This is a genomic window from Kribbella sandramycini (assembly GCF_013131805.1).
Taxonomy (GTDB): Bacteria; Actinomycetota; Actinomycetes; order Propionibacteriales; family Kribbellaceae; genus Kribbella; species Kribbella sandramycini.
This window is the reverse complement of record NZ_JABJRC010000003.1, coordinates 294,120-309,681: the sequence shown is the minus strand read 5'-3', so window position 1 is coordinate 309,681 and position 15,562 is coordinate 294,120. Positions and strand designations below refer to the sequence as shown.

14 protein-coding genes are annotated in these 15,562 nt (G+C 69.0%); 10 read left to right on the top strand and 4 right to left on the bottom strand.

The window, feature by feature from the left end; genetic code table 11:
- Window positions 1–30 precede the first annotated feature (30 nt).
- Both adh and HPO96_RS14930 read left to right on the top strand, forming a co-directional pair.
- Window positions 31–1,554, top strand: coding sequence for an aldehyde dehydrogenase (gene adh, locus HPO96_RS14935; RefSeq protein WP_171674044.1), 1,524 nt, complete (start codon window positions 31–33; stop codon window positions 1,552–1,554).
- A 3-nt stretch (window positions 1,555–1,557) separates the two neighbouring features.
- Window positions 1,558–1,935, top strand: a complete 378-nt coding sequence (locus HPO96_RS14930; RefSeq protein ID WP_171674043.1) for a DUF779 domain-containing protein — start codon at window positions 1,558–1,560, stop codon at window positions 1,933–1,935.
- A gap of 46 nt (window positions 1,936–1,981) precedes the next feature.
- Here the strand turns inward: HPO96_RS14930 and HPO96_RS14925 are convergent, their stop codons facing one another.
- The gene (locus HPO96_RS14925) at window positions 1,982–2,461 is read right to left on the bottom strand and encodes a hypothetical protein (RefSeq protein ID WP_171674042.1); all 480 of its coding nucleotides are present in this window, start codon (window positions 2,459–2,461) and stop codon (window positions 1,982–1,984) included.
- A 212-nt stretch (window positions 2,462–2,673) separates the two neighbouring features.
- Here HPO96_RS14925 and HPO96_RS14920 point away from each other — a divergent pair, with 212 nt between their 5' ends.
- On the top strand, window positions 2,674–5,580 hold the full coding sequence (locus tag HPO96_RS14920; protein ID WP_171674041.1) for a M36 family metallopeptidase: 2,907 nt from the start codon (window positions 2,674–2,676) through the stop codon (window positions 5,578–5,580).
- 552 nt (window positions 5,581–6,132) lie between these two features.
- Here HPO96_RS14920 and HPO96_RS14915 read toward each other — a convergent pair.
- Both HPO96_RS14915 and HPO96_RS14910 read right to left on the bottom strand, forming a co-directional pair.
- A complete protein-coding gene (locus tag HPO96_RS14915; protein ID WP_171674040.1) occupies window positions 6,133–6,573 on the bottom strand; it encodes a hypothetical protein in 441 nt (146 codons plus the stop codon).
- A 152-nt stretch (window positions 6,574–6,725) separates the two neighbouring features.
- Window positions 6,726–7,733, bottom strand: coding sequence for a LacI family DNA-binding transcriptional regulator (locus HPO96_RS14910; RefSeq protein WP_171674039.1), 1,008 nt, complete (start codon window positions 7,731–7,733; stop codon window positions 6,726–6,728).
- Window positions 7,734–7,852: 119 nt separating this feature from the next.
- On the opposite strand from HPO96_RS14910, the gene HPO96_RS14905 reads away from it, so the two are divergent.
- The 3 genes from HPO96_RS14905 to HPO96_RS14895 all read left to right on the top strand — a co-directional run bounded on the left by HPO96_RS14905 (window position 7,853) and on the right by HPO96_RS14895 (window position 10,266).
- Entirely contained in the window at window positions 7,853–8,770 is a 918-nt protein-coding gene (locus tag HPO96_RS14905) for an amidohydrolase family protein (RefSeq protein ID WP_171674038.1), read from the top strand.
- A complete protein-coding gene (locus HPO96_RS14900; protein ID WP_171674037.1) occupies window positions 8,767–9,327 on the top strand; it encodes a cysteine dioxygenase family protein in 561 nt (186 codons plus the stop codon). The genes HPO96_RS14905 and HPO96_RS14900 overlap by 4 nt, the downstream gene beginning before the upstream one ends.
- A 126-nt stretch (window positions 9,328–9,453) precedes the next feature.
- Window positions 9,454–10,266: a class I SAM-dependent methyltransferase gene (locus HPO96_RS14895; RefSeq protein WP_171674036.1), complete on the top strand. Its 813-nt coding sequence runs from the start codon at window positions 9,454–9,456 to the stop codon at window positions 10,264–10,266.
- A 107-nt stretch (window positions 10,267–10,373) separates the two neighbouring features.
- Here HPO96_RS14895 and HPO96_RS14890 read toward each other — a convergent pair whose 3' ends face one another.
- Window positions 10,374–10,997, bottom strand: coding sequence for a hypothetical protein (locus HPO96_RS14890; RefSeq protein WP_171674035.1), 624 nt, complete (start codon window positions 10,995–10,997; stop codon window positions 10,374–10,376).
- A gap of 239 nt (window positions 10,998–11,236) precedes the next feature.
- Between HPO96_RS14890 and kdpF the strand changes: the two genes are divergently transcribed.
- From kdpF to kdpC, 4 genes are read left to right on the top strand one after another with little or no spacing between them, the layout of a single operon-like run.
- Window positions 11,237–11,326: a K(+)-transporting ATPase subunit F gene (gene kdpF / locus HPO96_RS38250; protein WP_130442715.1), complete on the top strand. Its 90-nt coding sequence runs from the start codon at window positions 11,237–11,239 to the stop codon at window positions 11,324–11,326.
- Between the two features lie 20 nt (window positions 11,327–11,346).
- Entirely contained in the window at window positions 11,347–12,987 is a 1,641-nt protein-coding gene (gene kdpA / locus HPO96_RS14880) for a potassium-transporting ATPase subunit KdpA (RefSeq protein WP_420371464.1), read from the top strand.
- A complete protein-coding gene (gene kdpB, locus HPO96_RS14875) occupies window positions 12,984–14,993 on the top strand; it encodes a potassium-transporting ATPase subunit KdpB (RefSeq protein ID WP_420371463.1) in 2,010 nt (669 codons plus the stop codon). The genes kdpA and kdpB overlap by 4 nt, the downstream gene beginning before the upstream one ends.
- A gap of 11 nt (window positions 14,994–15,004) precedes the next feature.
- A complete protein-coding gene (kdpC, locus tag HPO96_RS14870; RefSeq protein ID WP_337796639.1) occupies window positions 15,005–15,556 on the top strand; it encodes a potassium-transporting ATPase subunit KdpC in 552 nt (183 codons plus the stop codon).
- Window positions 15,557–15,562 lie beyond the last annotated feature (6 nt).

The window sequence follows — 15,562 nt, the reverse complement described above, 5'->3', positions numbered from 1 at the left end:
GTCCACCGTCAGGTATCCCGAGGAGGACCTATGACGATCTTCGCAGCTCCTGGGCAGGATGGAAGCCCGGTCACCTACAAATCGCGCTACGAGCACTACATCGGCGGCGAATGGGTGCCGCCGGCCAAAGGCGGGTACTTCGAGAACCCGTCCCCCGTCACCGGCCAGAACTTCACCGAGATCGCCCGCGGGACGGCGGACGACGTCGAGCGCGCCCTCGACGCCGCCCACGGTGCCGCACCCGCCTGGGGCCGCACCTCACCGGCCGAGCGGGCGAACATCCTGAACAAGATCGCGGACCGGATCGAGGCCAACCTCGAACTGCTCGCGGTCGCCGAGAGCTGGGACAACGGCAAGGCCGTCCGGGAGACGCTGGCCGCCGACCTCCCGCTCGCGATCGACCACTTCCGGTACTTCGCCGGCGCGCTGCGGGCCCAGGAGGGCTCGGTGTCGGTGATCGACGACGACACCATCGCGTATCACTTCCACGAGCCGCTCGGCGTGGTCGCGCAGATCATCCCGTGGAACTTCCCGATCCTGATGGCGACCTGGAAGCTGGCCCCCGCGCTGGCCGCCGGGAACGCCGTCGTACTGAAACCGGCCGAGCAGACCCCGGCGTCGATCCACGTGCTGCTGGAGCTGATCGCGGACCTGATCCCGCCCGGTGTGCTGAACGTCGTCAACGGGTTCGGCGTCGAGGCCGGCAAACCGCTTGCCTCTAGCAACAGAGTGGCCAAGGTCGCGTTCACTGGTGAGACCACGACCGGTCGCCTGATCATGCAGTACGCCTCGGACAACATCATCCCGGTGACGCTGGAGCTCGGCGGGAAGAGCCCGAACATCTTCTTCGACGACGTCGCGGCCGCCACCGACGAGTTCTACGACAAGGCGCTCGAGGGGTTCGCGATGTTCGCGCTGAACCAGGGCGAGGTCTGCACCTGCCCGTCCCGGGCGCTGATCCAGTCCGGGATCTACGACCGGTTCCTCGGTGACGCCAAGGCGCGGACCGAGGCGATCAAGACCGGTAACCCGCTGGACACCGACACGATGATCGGGGCCCAGGCGAGTAACGACCAGTTCGAGAAGATCCTGTCCTACATCGACATCGGCAAGGCCGAGGGCGCCAAGGTGATCACCGGCGGCGACCGGCTGGAGCAGTCCGGCGACCTGGCCGGCGGCTACTACATCCAGCCGACGATCTTCGAGGGCGACAACAAGATGCGGATCTTCCAGGAGGAGATCTTCGGCCCGGTCGTCTCGGTGACCCGGTTCGACGACTACGCGGACGCGATGAAGATCGCGAACGACACGTTGTACGGGCTCGGGGCCGGCGTCTGGTCGCGCGATATCAACACGGCGTACCGGGCCGGGCGGGAGATCCAGGCCGGGCGCGTCTGGACGAACTGCTACCACGCCTACCCGGCGCACGCGGCGTTCGGCGGCTACAAGAGCTCGGGGATCGGCCGCGAGAACCACAAGATGATGCTCGACCACTACCAGCAGACCAAGAACCTGCTGGTCAGCTACAGCCCTTCGAAGCTGGGCTTCTTCTAGATCATGGTCGACAAGGTGGTGCTGAGTGAGTCGGCGGCGGAGCTCCTCCGCCGGCTCACCGAGATCCACGGCCCGCTGATGTTCCATCAGTCGGGCGGCTGCTGCGACGGCAGCTCACCGATGTGTTACCCCGACGGCGAGTTCCGGACCGGCCCGGCCGACGTCCACCTGGGCGATCTGCAGGTCGACGGACTGGACCGGCCGATCGGCTTCTGGATGTCCGCGAACCAGTACGAGTACTGGAAGCACACCCAGCTCACCGTCGACGTCGTGAAAGGCCGGGGCAGCGGCTTCTCCGTCGAAGCCCCCGAAGGAGTGCGCTTCCTGATCCGCTCGCGCCTCTTCACCGACCAGGAGTCCGAATCCCTCGGCCTCCTCTGAAGCGAGTGCCGACCGCCCGGTGGCGTTGCCGGGCGGCCGGCACTCTTCACGACCCCAGCACCGCGTCGTAGATCGCCGTGCTCTCCAGCGACGACGACTTCAGCCGCAGGATCAACTCCCGCTGCTCCACGGTCGCCGCGGCAACCCGATCGGCGTGCGCGGCATGCGGCCGTGCCACGACGTGCAGCCAGAACGTCAGGTCGATCTTCCAGTTCGCGGTGTGCAGGACGGCGTAGTACCGCTCGTCCGTGATCGCGGACGTCGGCCGCCGATCACCCCGCTCATCGGCGAAGTCGATGCTGATCAGCTCGACCCGCCGCGCGAGTTTCGTCAGCCCTTCGAGGACCAGCGGCGCGGTCGCGTCGGGCGCGTCGAACATGACGTCCAGATCCCGCGTCACCATCAAACCCGACCGTGCGCTGCCGATCAGGGTCGGTTGCCAGGGGAACGCCGTCCCCAGGTCGAGCTGGGTGTACAACTCCTGCGCCTCGGCGTGCAGCGCCGCCGCCTGTTCGACCAACTCCATGTGCCCGACCTTACGACTCAGTGCGACGAGACCGTGGCTTTGTGCAACGAAAGGTGGTTGCTCCTAGTACTGTTCCGGGCACGAAGGACAACCCTCGACTCCGCGACAAACCGGTGAGTTCCCTTCCCCGGAGTGTGTGGGCAGGCTTATGGTCGGGCCCGGACGGGGCGTGGAGGGCGACCCGCGCAGACAAACTTTGATGGAGCGTTGCTGTGACCACATCACGCAGACGACGGGGGCTCCTCGCAGTCACCGCCGTCTCCGCTGTCAGCCTGCTGGGCGTTTCGCTCGCCGGTGGCGCGACGGCCGCGCCGACCGCCGGACCGGACGAAGCTCAGGCGCCGAAGGCGAAGAGCCACGACGACAAGGAGCGGAAGGGCAACTTCGACGCCCGGACGCCGAACGCGAAGACGACGTACAACCGCGCCGCGAAGGTGGCCGGCAAGGAGTCGGACGCGTCGGAGAAGTTCCGCAACTCGCTCGGCACCCAGGGCGTCGTCGAACTCGACCCGAACACCGGCACCCCGGCCCAGGTGACCAAGCTGGACGGCTTCCTGACGCAGAAGAGCGCCAAGAAGGCCGAGGATGTGGTGCTGAACTACATCAAGGCGCACCCGGAGGTCTTCAAGCTCACCGCCGCCGACCTGGCGACGCTGAAGCTGCGGAAGGACTACGTGGACGACCTCGGCACGCACCACGTGTTCTGGTCGCAGGTGGTCGACGGTATCGAGGTCTTCGGCAACGGCCTGAAGGGTAACGTCACCAAGAACGGCCAGCTGATCTCGATCATGGGCTCGCCGGTGGCCGGCCTGACCGCCCAGGCCCAGGCCCGGACGGCGGCGCCCGCGCTCGGCGCCGGCAAGGCCCGTGAGACCGCGCTCAAGGACATCGACGGCAAGGCGCACGACGGCGCCGCCAAGACCACCGGCAACTCGGTGAAGTGGGCCGGCGGCGACACCGCGAAGCTGGTCTGGTTCCACACCGCGGACGGGCTGCGCAAGGGCTGGTCGACGTACGTCAACGGTGGCGGGACGAAGATCTACACCCACGTCGTCGACGCGGAGTCCGGCAAACTGCTGTACCGCCGCGACCTGTCGAGCGCCGGTAACGGCGACGCGCTGGTCCAGGACAACTACCCCGGCGCCGCCAAGGGCGGAACGCAGCGGGTCGAGAACCTGATCTACAACAAGTGGCTGCCGAAGAACGCCAAGTCGCTGCTCGAAGGTACGTCGGTGTCGGCCTGGGCCGATGTCAACGACGACAACCAGCCGAACGCCGGCGAGACCGTCAAGGTGCCGGGCACCGCGACCGGCGCCGAGCACAAGATCGTTCCGTTCCAGAGCGCCTCGCCGTTCTGCTCGGCCGCGTTCATCTGCACCTGGGACCCGGCCAAGCCGGACTCCTGGAAGACGAACATGAACCAGGACGTCACCAACGGGTTCTACCTGGCCAGCAACTTCCACGACTGGCTGGCCAAGAAGCCGATCAGCTTCACCCCGGCAGCCGGCTCGTTCGACGCCGCGGGCGGCGACCCCGTCCTGCTGAACGCGCTGGACGGCGCGGCGACCGGCGCCGACGGCGGCCCGGACGCCAACCACGTCGACAACGCGAACATGAACACCCCGCCGGACGGCACCCCGCCGACCATGCAGATGTACCTGTTCCGCGCGCCGGGTGACGACGCCAGCGACTACGTGCCGAGCAGCTCGTCGAACGACGCGAGCATCCTCTACCACGAGTACACCCACGGCCTGTCGAACCGCCTGGTCGTCGACGCGACCGGCAACTCGACGCTGAACAGCATCCAGGCCGGCGCGATGGGCGAGGCGTGGAGCGACTTCTACGCGATGGACTACCTGGTCGCGCACGGTCTGGAGAAGGACACCACCGCCGCGGGCGAGATCCAGGAAGGCAAGTACGTCTCGCACGGCCTGCTCTTCCGCACCCAGGCGATCGACTGCCGCGTCAAGGCCGTCAGCAAGACCTGCGTCGGGATCGACGGTTCGCAGGGCGGCTACACCTACGGCGACTTCCCGACCATCGGCGGCGCGCCCCAGGTGCACGCCTCCGGTGAGGTCTGGGCCCAGACGCTGTGGGACCTGCGGGAGCGCTTCGGCCGCGAGTACGCGCTGAGCCTGATCACCCGCGCGATGGAGCTGTCGCCGGCCGACCCGACGATGCTCGACATGCGGAACGCGATCGTCCAGGCCGACCTGGTCGCCAAGGGCGGCAAGAACGCCGGCATCATCTGGCAGGTCTTCGCCAACCGCGGCATGGGCTGGTACGCCGGTGTCATCGACGCGGGTGACGCCTTCCCGGCGGAGGACTTCCACAAGCCGCCGACAGGGAAGACCACCTCGCTGACCGGCACGATCACCGACAAGGACACCGGCGCCCCACTGCCCGGCGCGCTCGTCTACATCGGCGGTCACTCCTCCGGTTACGCCGGCGACTACTCGGCCACCACCGACGCGGCCGGCAAGTACACGATCACCAATGTTGCCCCCGGCACCTACCCGAAGTTCGTGGTGGCTTCCCCCGGCTACGAGCTCGCCGTCAACCCGGTGACCGTCAAGGCCGGCTCCTCGGCGAGCTACGCCGTCCGCCGGAACTGGGCCGCCGCCTCCGGTGGCGGGGTCGTGGCCGACTTCAACGGCCCGGACTTCACCGACTTCGGCTGCGGCCCGGGCGCTGCGATCGACAGCGCGCAGGGCACCGGCTGGGGTAGCACCACCGGTGACGACGCCGGAACGCCGACCGGCACGATGATCCCGAAGCACATCGACATCAAGCTGCCGGCCAAGGTCACCATCGACTCGTTCAAGGTCGACCCGTCGAACGTCTGCGGCGACCCGGGCAGCTCGTCGACCGGTCAGTACCGGATCGAGACGTCGGCCGACGGCGCCACCTGGGCCACCGCTCAGGAGGGCACCTTCACCGCCGCCAACCGCGGTAAGTACAACGTGCTCACCCCGACCGGTAACGCCGCGAACGTCCAGTACGTCCGCGTCTGGCTGCTGAGCCCGCAGGTGCCGGACTTCCCGACCGCCTGCCCGGGTCCGTTCGGTGGCTGCCAGTTCACCGACTTCACCGAGATTCAGGTCTTCGGCAAGAAGTAGCACCTCAGCACCACCCAACGGCCGGCCGGCCCACCCCCGGCCGGCCGTTCTCATTTCCCTAGCCCGCCCACCAACCGGCTCTTGCGGTTTCCCTAGCCCGCCCACCAACCGGCTCCTGCGGTTTCCCTAGCCCGCCCACCAACCGGCTCTTGCGGTTTCCCTAGCCCGCCCACCAACCGGCTCCTGCGGTTTCCCTAGCCCGCCCACCAACCGGCTCTTGCGGTTTGCCTAGCCCGCCCACCAACCGGCCTAGCCCGCCCGCGAGCCGGTGGGTGGGCGAGTGGGAGGCGGCTGGCCGACCCACCGGGGCGTGAGCCGGCTAGGCAAATGAGAACGGCCCACCCCCGGCCGGCCGTTCTCATTTCCCTAGCCCGCCCACCAACCGGCCTAGCCCGCCCGCGAGCCGGTGGGTGGGCGAGTGGGAGGCGGCTGGCCGACCCACCGGGGCGTGAGCCGGCTAGGCAAATGGGGAGGAGAGGAAGCGGGGGGAGAGGGAGCGGCGGGCGGGGAGAGCGGGGGAGCGGGGGGAGCGGGGGAGCGGGGGAGCGGGGGTCAGCGGTCGGTGGCTGAGGTGGGGATCGGGGCGCGGTTCGGGTCGGGGGTTGACAGTGAAACGAACCAGCCGCGCTGGCGCTGTTGCAGGGACAGCGGGAAGGTGCGGCACTCGCCCTGTCCACGGGGGACGACGATGACGGTCGTCGCGTGGTGATCGGCGCTCGGGTTGAGCTTGGGGACGCCGGCTCGCGCGCCCTCGAAGTCCGCACCGCGGCAGTTGTCGATGAGTCGCTCGGCGGCGGCCTCCCGGCCGTGGAGCTCGGGGTCGGCGACGTCCAGCAGGTTGCCTTTGTCCTGGTCCGAGATCGCCCGGAGGGCGTGGTCGGCGGCTGCCTGCGGGGTCTCGGCGCCGGCTGGGCCGTGCAGTTTGTCGACGACCAGCACGGTGGCGACGCCCCAGATCGCGACCGCTCCCGCGACGGCGAGCAGAACCTTCATCGCACCAGCCCCCTTGCTCGTGAGGTCTGGTGAGACGCCGTCGCGCGCGGGTTCGTTGCCGACTATCCAGATAGTGGGACGCGACTTTTAAGTCTAGTGAGTTGGTTTAGTTTCGGGGAGTGGATGCAGAGAGTGGCCGGTCGCCGCTTCGTTCAGGTGGGCGAAGCGGCGACCGAGCCGCGCTCGATCAGCGTGGGGACGACGGTCGTCCGGCGGACGCGGCGGTTGGTGTCGACGGCCGAGGTGACGCGGTCGACGACGTGGCTGACCAGGTCGTCGAGGGGCCAGTGGAAGGTGGACAGCGGCGGCGTGAGCAGCTGGGACATCGGCTGGTCGTCGTAGCCGAGCAGGGAGAGATCTTCGGGGATGCGCAGGCCGAGCTCGCGACTGGCGGCGTACACGCCGAAGGCCATCGAGTCGGCCAGGGCGAGGATGCCGGTCGGTCGCGGGCTGCTGGTGAGCAGGCTGCGGGCGACCTCGGTGGCGCCGGCCAGATCGTGCGGGCACTGGGCGATCCGGATCTTGAGTTTGTGGTTGATCGCGACCCGCTGGGCGATCTCCTCGGCCGGGCGGTCGATCTCGGAGCGCAGCGTCGGGCTGAGCACGGCGACCGTGCGATGACCGGCATCCGCGAGCCGGCGCAACGCCGTGCTGACGCCGGCCTCGTTGTCGAAGACCACCTCGGATTTCGCCTTCGCGCCGGGCAGGGCGTCGCCGATCGCGATCACCGGCGCCTGGTCGGCGATCTGCGCCCAGCCCGGCGCCGCCGGATCGATCGGGATCACCACAATCGCGTCGGCGCGGTGGTCGACGAGATGTTGGGCGAGCTCGAGCTGGCGGGCGGCGTCACCGGCCGAGTCGATGATCCAGGCGTTCCGGTCGGGGGCGAGGAGCTCGCGGCCGAGCGCGGCGGCCAGGCGCTGCTGCCACAGATCCTCCAGCGAGGCGCAGAGGACGCCGATCGATCCGCTCCGGCCGGAGGCGAGCGCGCGGGCCACCGGGTCGGCCTGGTAGCCGAGCCGCTCGGCCGCCTCCTGGACCCGCTGTCTGGTCTCGGGAGTGCCGTGCAGACCGCGCAGTGCGTAGGACACGGCGGCCATGGAGAGGCCGGTGTCCGCGGCGATGTCCTTCAGGGTTGGCCGTCGGCCGGTACCGGACATGTTCAGAACCCTAGCCCGAGGCACGGACAGAAACTTGACAAGACTGGCTTTGAAGCGCTTCACTTCCTGATAAGTGAAGCGCTTCAATCTGATCAAATTCCGGCCCGGGAGGAGGAGCTGTGATCGACGTCCACCAGCACCTCTGGCCGGCGCCCTTCCTCGACCGGCTCCGCGCTCGCCGGGTGCCGCCGTACCTCGACGGCTGGACGCTGCACACCGCGACCGAGGCGCCGTACGAGGTCGAGCCGGCCGCGCATGACGTCGACCAGCGGCTCGCGATCGAGAGCGAGCTCGGGACGACGCTTGCCGCCGTCTCGCTGTCCAGCCCGCTCGGGATCGAATCGCTCGGTGACGCCGCGCTGCTCGACGCCTGGCACGAGGGCGCGGCCGCGCTGCCCGCGCCGTTCCGCGCCTGGGCCTCGGTGAGTCTGCCCGAGCCGGATCTGCATGGCCTGAAAGAGCTTCTGGGTAAGGGGTTTCTGGGCGTCCAGCTCCCGGCGCACGTGTTGACCACGCCGTCCGGGTGGGCGGCGTACGCCGAGCTGCTCGCGATCGCCGAAGGGTGGGACCGGCCCGTCCTGGTGCACCCCGGGGTCGCCGAGCCGGCGTCCGGCGTACCGGGCTGGTGGGCTCCGGTCGTCGACTACAGCAATCAGCTGCAGGCGGCCTGGTGGGCCTGGCATGCGTACGGCGGCCGGCGGGAGTTCCCCCGGTTGCGCATCTGCTTCGTCGCCGCGGCCGGCCTCGCGCCCGTCCACCACGAGCGGCTGACCGCCCGCGGCGGCCGGCTCGGCACCATCGACACCAACCTGTACGTCGACACCTCGAGCTACGGCCCGCAGGGGATCGACGCGGTCGCGCGAGTTCTCGGTATCGACCAGGTCGTGCACGGCACCGACCGGCCGTACGCCGGAGTCACCGACCTCCGCCAAGGCGACGCCGCGACCGCGGTGATCCGCCACGACAATCCGCACCGGCTCTTCTTCGGGGGCGACCCCAGCGCCGGCCGTCCGTCTCCTGAGAGGAGAGTGCAGTGACTGCTCAGCCCATCGACGCACCCGTCGTCCCGGCACGCCAGCCCAGCCGTTTGGTGGACCTCAACAACTGTCTGTCGCTGGACAACCTCCCGGGCCGCGACCTCAGCACCCAAGAGCTGACCGAGCTGGCGTCGTCCATCGCCGCCCAGCCGCACCTCTGGGAGGACAAGGTCGCCTACAGCGACGAGGAGCGCGTCTACGCCTCCCTGCACCGCGACGCCAACGTCGACGTCTGGCTGATCTGCTGGACCCCGGTCAACGACACCGGCTGGCACGACCACGACACCTCGTCCGGCGCCGTGGCCGTCGCGAAGGGCAGCCTCGTCGAACACAACCTCGCCATCGGCGCCGACTCCATCGAAACCGAAGTCCCCGCCGGCGCCGTCTACGGCTTCGGCCCCGACCACATCCACCGCATGGTCGGCCGCGACCCCGGCTCCGTCAGCGTCCACGCCTACAGCCCCCCGCTCTGGCGCATGGGCCAGTACTCCGTCAAGGACTACGTCCTCCGCCGAGTCTCCGTCTCCTACGCCGACGAACTCCGCCCCATCGACTGACACCTCAGGAAAACCGGGGCAGCCCGGGGCATGCCCCAAGGGCAGATCGGGGCATCGTGGGGCAGATCGATCTGCCCCACGATCTGGCCTCCCCGGGGCGCGATTTTGTGCTGAGACTCGGTTGTCATGACGATTCATGAAGAGCTCGAGGCGCACTACTCCGAGCGGTACGACGAAGCGGGCCGGCTCGGCTCGACGATCAAGGGCCGGCTGGAGCTCGCCCGGGTTCAGGACCTCCTCGGCCGCTATCTGCCGCCGCCCCCGGCCACCGTCGCCGACATCGGCGGCGGGCCGGGGGTGCATTCGCGGTGGCTGCGGTCGCTGGGGTACGACGTCGAGCTGCTGGATCCGGTCCCGAGGCATGTCGCCCACGCGGCGCGCGCCGGGATCGACGCGACCCTGGGAGATGCCCGCGAGCTGCCCTGGGAGGACGAGGAGTTCGACGCCGTCCTGCTGGCCGGCCCGATGTACCACCTGCCCGACGCCCGCGACCGCCGCCAGGCCTTGCGCGAAGCCCTACGCGTCACCAAGTACGGCGGTTTCGTCGCGACCATCGCCATCAACCGCTCCGCGAACCTGATCGGCTCCACGCTGGCCAACGAGTTGATCAAGCGCCGGTCCGTCGTCACCGAGATCCTCCGGGACGGCCACAGCCCCGACAACGAGCGCCTGGCGCACGCCAACTATCACACCGTCGCCCAGTTGCGGGCCGAGCTCTGCCACCTGGGCCTGCGCGGCGTCACCATCCACGGTCTCACCGGCCCCGGCGGCTGGCTCCCGGTGGTCATCGACGCCCACTACAACGGCCTTCCCCTCCCCGACACCCTCCGAAACCCCGACCCCTTGACCACGGCCCTCGAGTGCTCGCGCCTGGCCGACAACTACCCCGAACTCGTCCAAACCAGCGCGCTGCTGTTCGGCATCGGCCAGCGGGACTGAATGCGCGAAGGACAGGAGGTGGTCGGCTCCGGGGCGCCCGCCGCTCAGGTTGTGCGGTGTGGCGGGCGCCGGTCCGGAGCGCTACCTCCTGTCCTTCGGGTCGTTGGTCAGGCCCAGGTTTCGGCGTGGGTGGGGGTGCCGTTGGGGGCGATGAGTTCGGTGACTACGTCTTCGGCGTCGGGGTCGAGGGGCTCGAAGGGGGGTTCGGGGAGGACGTAGGCGCGGGCGCCGGCGAGGAGTTCGGTGCCGGGGAGCTCGAACCAGGCTTCGCCTACTTCGCGGCTGATCTCGAAGATGGCCTGTTCGGCGGTGTCGACGGGGTCGGCCTCGGTGGTGTCGTCGAGTTCGGCGGGGTGCCGCTCCTGGGCGGCGCGACCGGCTTCGAGGAGGGCGTCGAGGTCGGTGATGCGCAGGTCGAAGCGGGAGACGACGGACAGGATGTGGTCCTGCTCGAGGTCGTCGTCCTCGGTGGGCTCCGCGGCGTCGTCGTCCAGCAGGAGCGGGGTGCTGCCGGTGTGCTCGTAGACGGCGTCGTTCCAGTCGGCGACGAGCTCCTCGAGGGCGGCGTTCTGCTCGTCGAGCGCGGTCTGGTCGTCGGCGTTCATGGCGAGCAGGGCGTCGGTGTGGGCCTGCAGGCGCTCGGCCAGCTTGCGGCTGGCCTCGGCGAGGGCCTCGCGGCTCTCGGCGGAGAAGAACTGCTCGGTGGGGGCGGTGATGTCCAAATCGGTCACAGGCTGTTCCTCAGTCGGTGGGGCAATTGCCAGCCGTAAGTATGAGAGAGGCGTGTGAGAGGTCCGCAAGCGGGTGTGAGAGAGCTGTGAGAAGCCTCCTGACGGCGCAGTGAGCGGTGTGCAGTGAAGGCATGAGCAACAAACCCGTGAGGTGCAGTCGTGGCTGACGTGATCTTCCTGGCCGTCGGCGTCGTCGTGTTCGCGGCCGTCTGGTGCGCGCTGCGTGGAGTGGAGAAGTTGTGAGCGCCGAGAACATCGCCGGCCTGGTGGTGGCCGCGGCTCTGGTCCTCTACCTGGTCGCTGCCCTGATCTTCCCCGAGAGGTTCTGATGTCCGACACCGCCGCCGGCCTGTTGCAGGTCGGCTTCCTGATCGGGTGCCTGGCGGTGGTCTACCGGCCACTCGGCGGGTACATGGCCCGGGTCTACACGAGTCACCGGGACCTCAAGGTCGAGAGCGGTTTCTACCGGCTGTTCGGCGTCGACTCCAAGGCCGACCAGACGTGGGCCGTCTACGCCCGCTCGCTGCTCGCGTTCTCCGCGATCAGCCTGCTGGTGCTCTACCTGCTGCAGCGCCTCCAGCACTGGCTGCCGCTCTCGCTCGGTCTGCCGAATGTCGAGTCCGGCCTCGCCTTCAACACGGCCGCGTCGTTCGTCGCGAACACCAACTGGCAGTCCTACTCGCCCGAGGCGACCATGGGGCACCTGGTCCAGTTCGCCGGCCTCGCCGTCCAGAACTTCCTCTCCGCCGCCGTCGGGATGACGGTCGCGATCGCGCTGATCCGCGGTTTCGCCCGGGCCAAGACCGACCGCCTCGGCAACTTCTGGGTCGACCTGACCCGGACCGTACTGCGGGTGCTGCTCCCGATCGCCGTCATCGGAACGCTCGCGCTGGTCGCGATGGGCGTCGTCCAGAACTTCTCCGGCGGTCACGAGGTCACCTCGGTGGTCGGCCAGTCCCAGACCATCCCCGGCGGCCCGGTGGCCAGCCAGGAGGTGATCAAGGAGCTCGGCACCAACGGCGGCGGTTTCTACAACGCGAACTCCGCCCACCCGTTCGAGAACCCGAACGCGCTCGCCAACCTCTTCGAGATCTTCCTGCTGCTCCTGATCCCGGTCAGCCTGACCCGCACCTTCGGCCTGATGGTCGGCGACAAGCGGCAGGGCTACGCGATCCTCGGCGTGATGACGACCCTGTGGGCCGCCTTCACCTTCGCCGCGACCGCCTTCGAGACCCAAGGCGCCGGGACGGCGACCCAAGCCGCCGGGGCCGCCATGGAGGGTAAGGAGACCCGCTTCGGCGAGTGGGCCTCGGCGCTGTTCGCCAGCTCCACGACCGGTACGTCGACCGGCGCGGTGAACTCCGCCCACGACTCGTTCACCCCACTCGGCGGCGGTACGGCGCTCTTCCACATGATGCTCGGTGAGGTGACCCCCGGCGGCACGGGCTCGGGTCTGTACGGGATGCTCGTCCTCGCCGTGCTGACCGTGTTCGTCGCCGGCCTGATGGTCGGCCGGACGCCGGAGTACCTGAAGAAGAAGATCACCGCGCGCGAGATGAAACTCGTGTCGCTCTACATCCTGACCACGCCGACCGTCGTCCTGGTCGGCGCCTCGATCGCGATGGGCCTGGCGACCGCCCGGGCGTCGATCTTCAACACCGACAGCCCGCACGGGTTCTCCGAGGTGCTCTACGCGTTCACCTCGGCCGGTAACAACAACGGCTCCGCATTCGGCGGGATCAGCGCCAACATTCCCTTCTACAACACGGCTCTGGGCCTGGCGATGCTACTCGGCCGGTTCGTGCCGATCATCCTCGTGCTCGCCCTGGCCGGCTCGCTCGCCAAGCAGCAGCCGGTCCCGGTGACGCAGGGCACGCTGCCCACCCACAAGGCCCTCTTCGTCGTGATGCTCATCGGCGTCGTGCTGATCGTCACCGGCCTGACCTACTTCCCCGCCCTCACTCTCGGACCCCTCGCGGAGGGATTGTGATTACGCAGTTGGCCACCTCATTACCGGACGCGCTGCGTAAGCTCGATCCGCGGGTGATGGTGAAGAACCCGGTGATGTTCGTGGTCGAGGTCGGCGCGGTCGCGTCGACGGTGATCGCGATCACCGATCCCGGCGTGTTCGTCTGGTGGATCGTGGTCTGGCTCTGGCTGACCGTGATCTTCGCGAACCTGGCCGAGGCCGTCGCCGAAGGGCGCGGCAAGGCCCAGGCCGAGACCCTGCGCCGGGCGAAGACCGAAACGACGGCCCGCCGCCTGACCGCGGACGGCGCCGAGGAGGCCGTCCCGGCGACGCAGCTGCAGCTCGGCGACCTGGTCGTCGTCGAGGCCGGCCAGATCATTCCCGGGGACGGCGACGTCGTCGAGGGCGTCGCGAGTGTCGACGAGTCGGCGATCACCGGCGAGTCGGCGCCGGTGATCCGGGAGTCCGGCGGCGACCGCAGCGCGGTCACCGGCGGCACCAAGGTGTTGTCGGACCGGATCGTCGTCAAGATCACCACCCGGCCCGGTGAGAGCTTCATCGACCGGATGATCGCGCTCGTCGAGGGCGCCTCCCGGCAGAAGACGCCGAACGAGATTGCGCTGAACATCCTGCTGGCCAGCCTGACCATCGTCTTCCTGATCGCGACGATCACGCTGCCGACGTTCGCGACGTACGCCGGGGTCGACCTCAGCGTGGTGATCCTGGTGGCCCTCCTGGTCTGCCTGATCCCGACGACGATCGGCGCGCTGCTCTCCGCGATCGGTATCGCCGGTATGGACCGGCTGGTGCAGCGCAACGTGCTGGCGATGTCGGGCCGCGCGGTCGAGGCCGCCGGCGACGTGAACACCCTGCTGCTCGACAAGACCGGCACCATCACGCTGGGCAACCGGCAGGCCGCCGAGTTCCTCCCGGTGGACGGCGTCACCGACACCGAGCTGGCCGACGCCGCACAGCTGTCCAGCCTGGCCGACGAGACGCCGGAGGGCCGATCGATCGTCGTCCTGGCGAAGAACGGTTACGGACTGCGGGAACGGCACACCGGTGAGTTGCCGCACGCAACCTTCGTCGAGTTCACCGCGCAGACCCGGATGTCGGGCGTGGACGTGGACGACCGGCAGATCCGCAAGGGCGCGGCCGGCGCGGTCAATGTCTGGATCCAGAGCCAGGGCGGTCGGACCGATCGGGCGCTGGGCGAGCTGGTCGACGGGATCTCGGCCTCGGGCGGCACGCCGCTCGTCGTGGCCGAGGCCGTCGACGGCAAGGCCCGCGCGCTCGGCGTCATCCACCTCAAGGACGTCGTCAAGGCCGGGATGCGGGAGCGGTTCGACCAGATGCGCGCGATGGGCATCCGGACCGTGATGATCACCGGTGACAACGCGCTGACCGCGAAGGCGATCGCCGAGGAGGCCGGGGTCGACGACTTCCTGGCCGAGGCGACGCCCGAGGACAAGATGGCGCTGATCAAGAAGGAGCAGGAGGGCGGCCGGCTGGTCGCGATGACCGGTGACGGCACGAACGACGCGCCGGCGCTGGCCCAGGCCGATGTCGGCGTCGCGATGAACAGCGGGACGTCGGCCGCCAAGGAGGCCGGCAACATGGTCGACCTGGACTCGAACCCGACCAAGCTGATCGAGATCGTTGAGATCGGCAAGCAGCTGTTGATCACCCGCGGTTCGCTGACCACGTTCTCGATCGCGAACGACGTGGCGAAGTACTTCGCGATCCTGCCGGCGCTGTTCGCGGCGGCCTACCCGGGCCTGGACCGGCTGAACATCATGCAGCTGCACTCGCCGCAGACCGCGATCATCTCGGCGATCGTGTTCAACGCGCTGGTGATCGTCGCCCTGGTCCCGTTGGCGTTGCGCGGCGTGCGGTACAAGCCGTCGTCCGCTTCGGCGATGTTGCGGCGCAACCTGCTCGTGTACGGCGTCGGCGGGCTGGTCACGCCGTTCGTCGGGATCAAACTTCTCGACCTGGTGATCTCACTGATCCCCGGTCTTCGGTGAAAGGCAAGACAGTGAAGCAGTTCGTGGTCGCAGTGCGAGTGCTGCTGGTGTTCACGGTGGTGCTCGGGATCGCCTACCCGTTGGCGATGACCGGGCTCGCGCAGGTGCTGTTCCCGGGGAACGCGAACGGGTCGATCGTCAAGGTCGACGGCAAGGAGGTTGCGTCCGATCTGATCGGTCAGCAGTACGACGGGCCGCAGTGGTTCCACACCCGTCCGTCCGCGGCGAAGTACGACGGGAAGGCGAGCGCTGCCTCGCAGTACGGGCCGAACAACGCGGACCTGCTGAAGCTGGTCAACGAGCGGCGTGAGCAGATCGCCAAGCTGGAGGGTGTGGACCCGGCGCAGGTCCCGCCGGACGCGGTGACGGCGAGCGGCAGTGGGCTCGATCCGGCGATCAGCCCGGCGTACGCCGCCTTGCAGGTCGATCGGGTTGCACGGGAACGCGGGTTGTCGGTGGCAGACGTACAGAAGCTGGTGCAGGCGAACACACACGGGCGGGTGCTGGGATTCCTGGGGGAGCCGTACGTCAATGTCGTCACGCTGAACGCGGCGCTGGCATGATCGGAC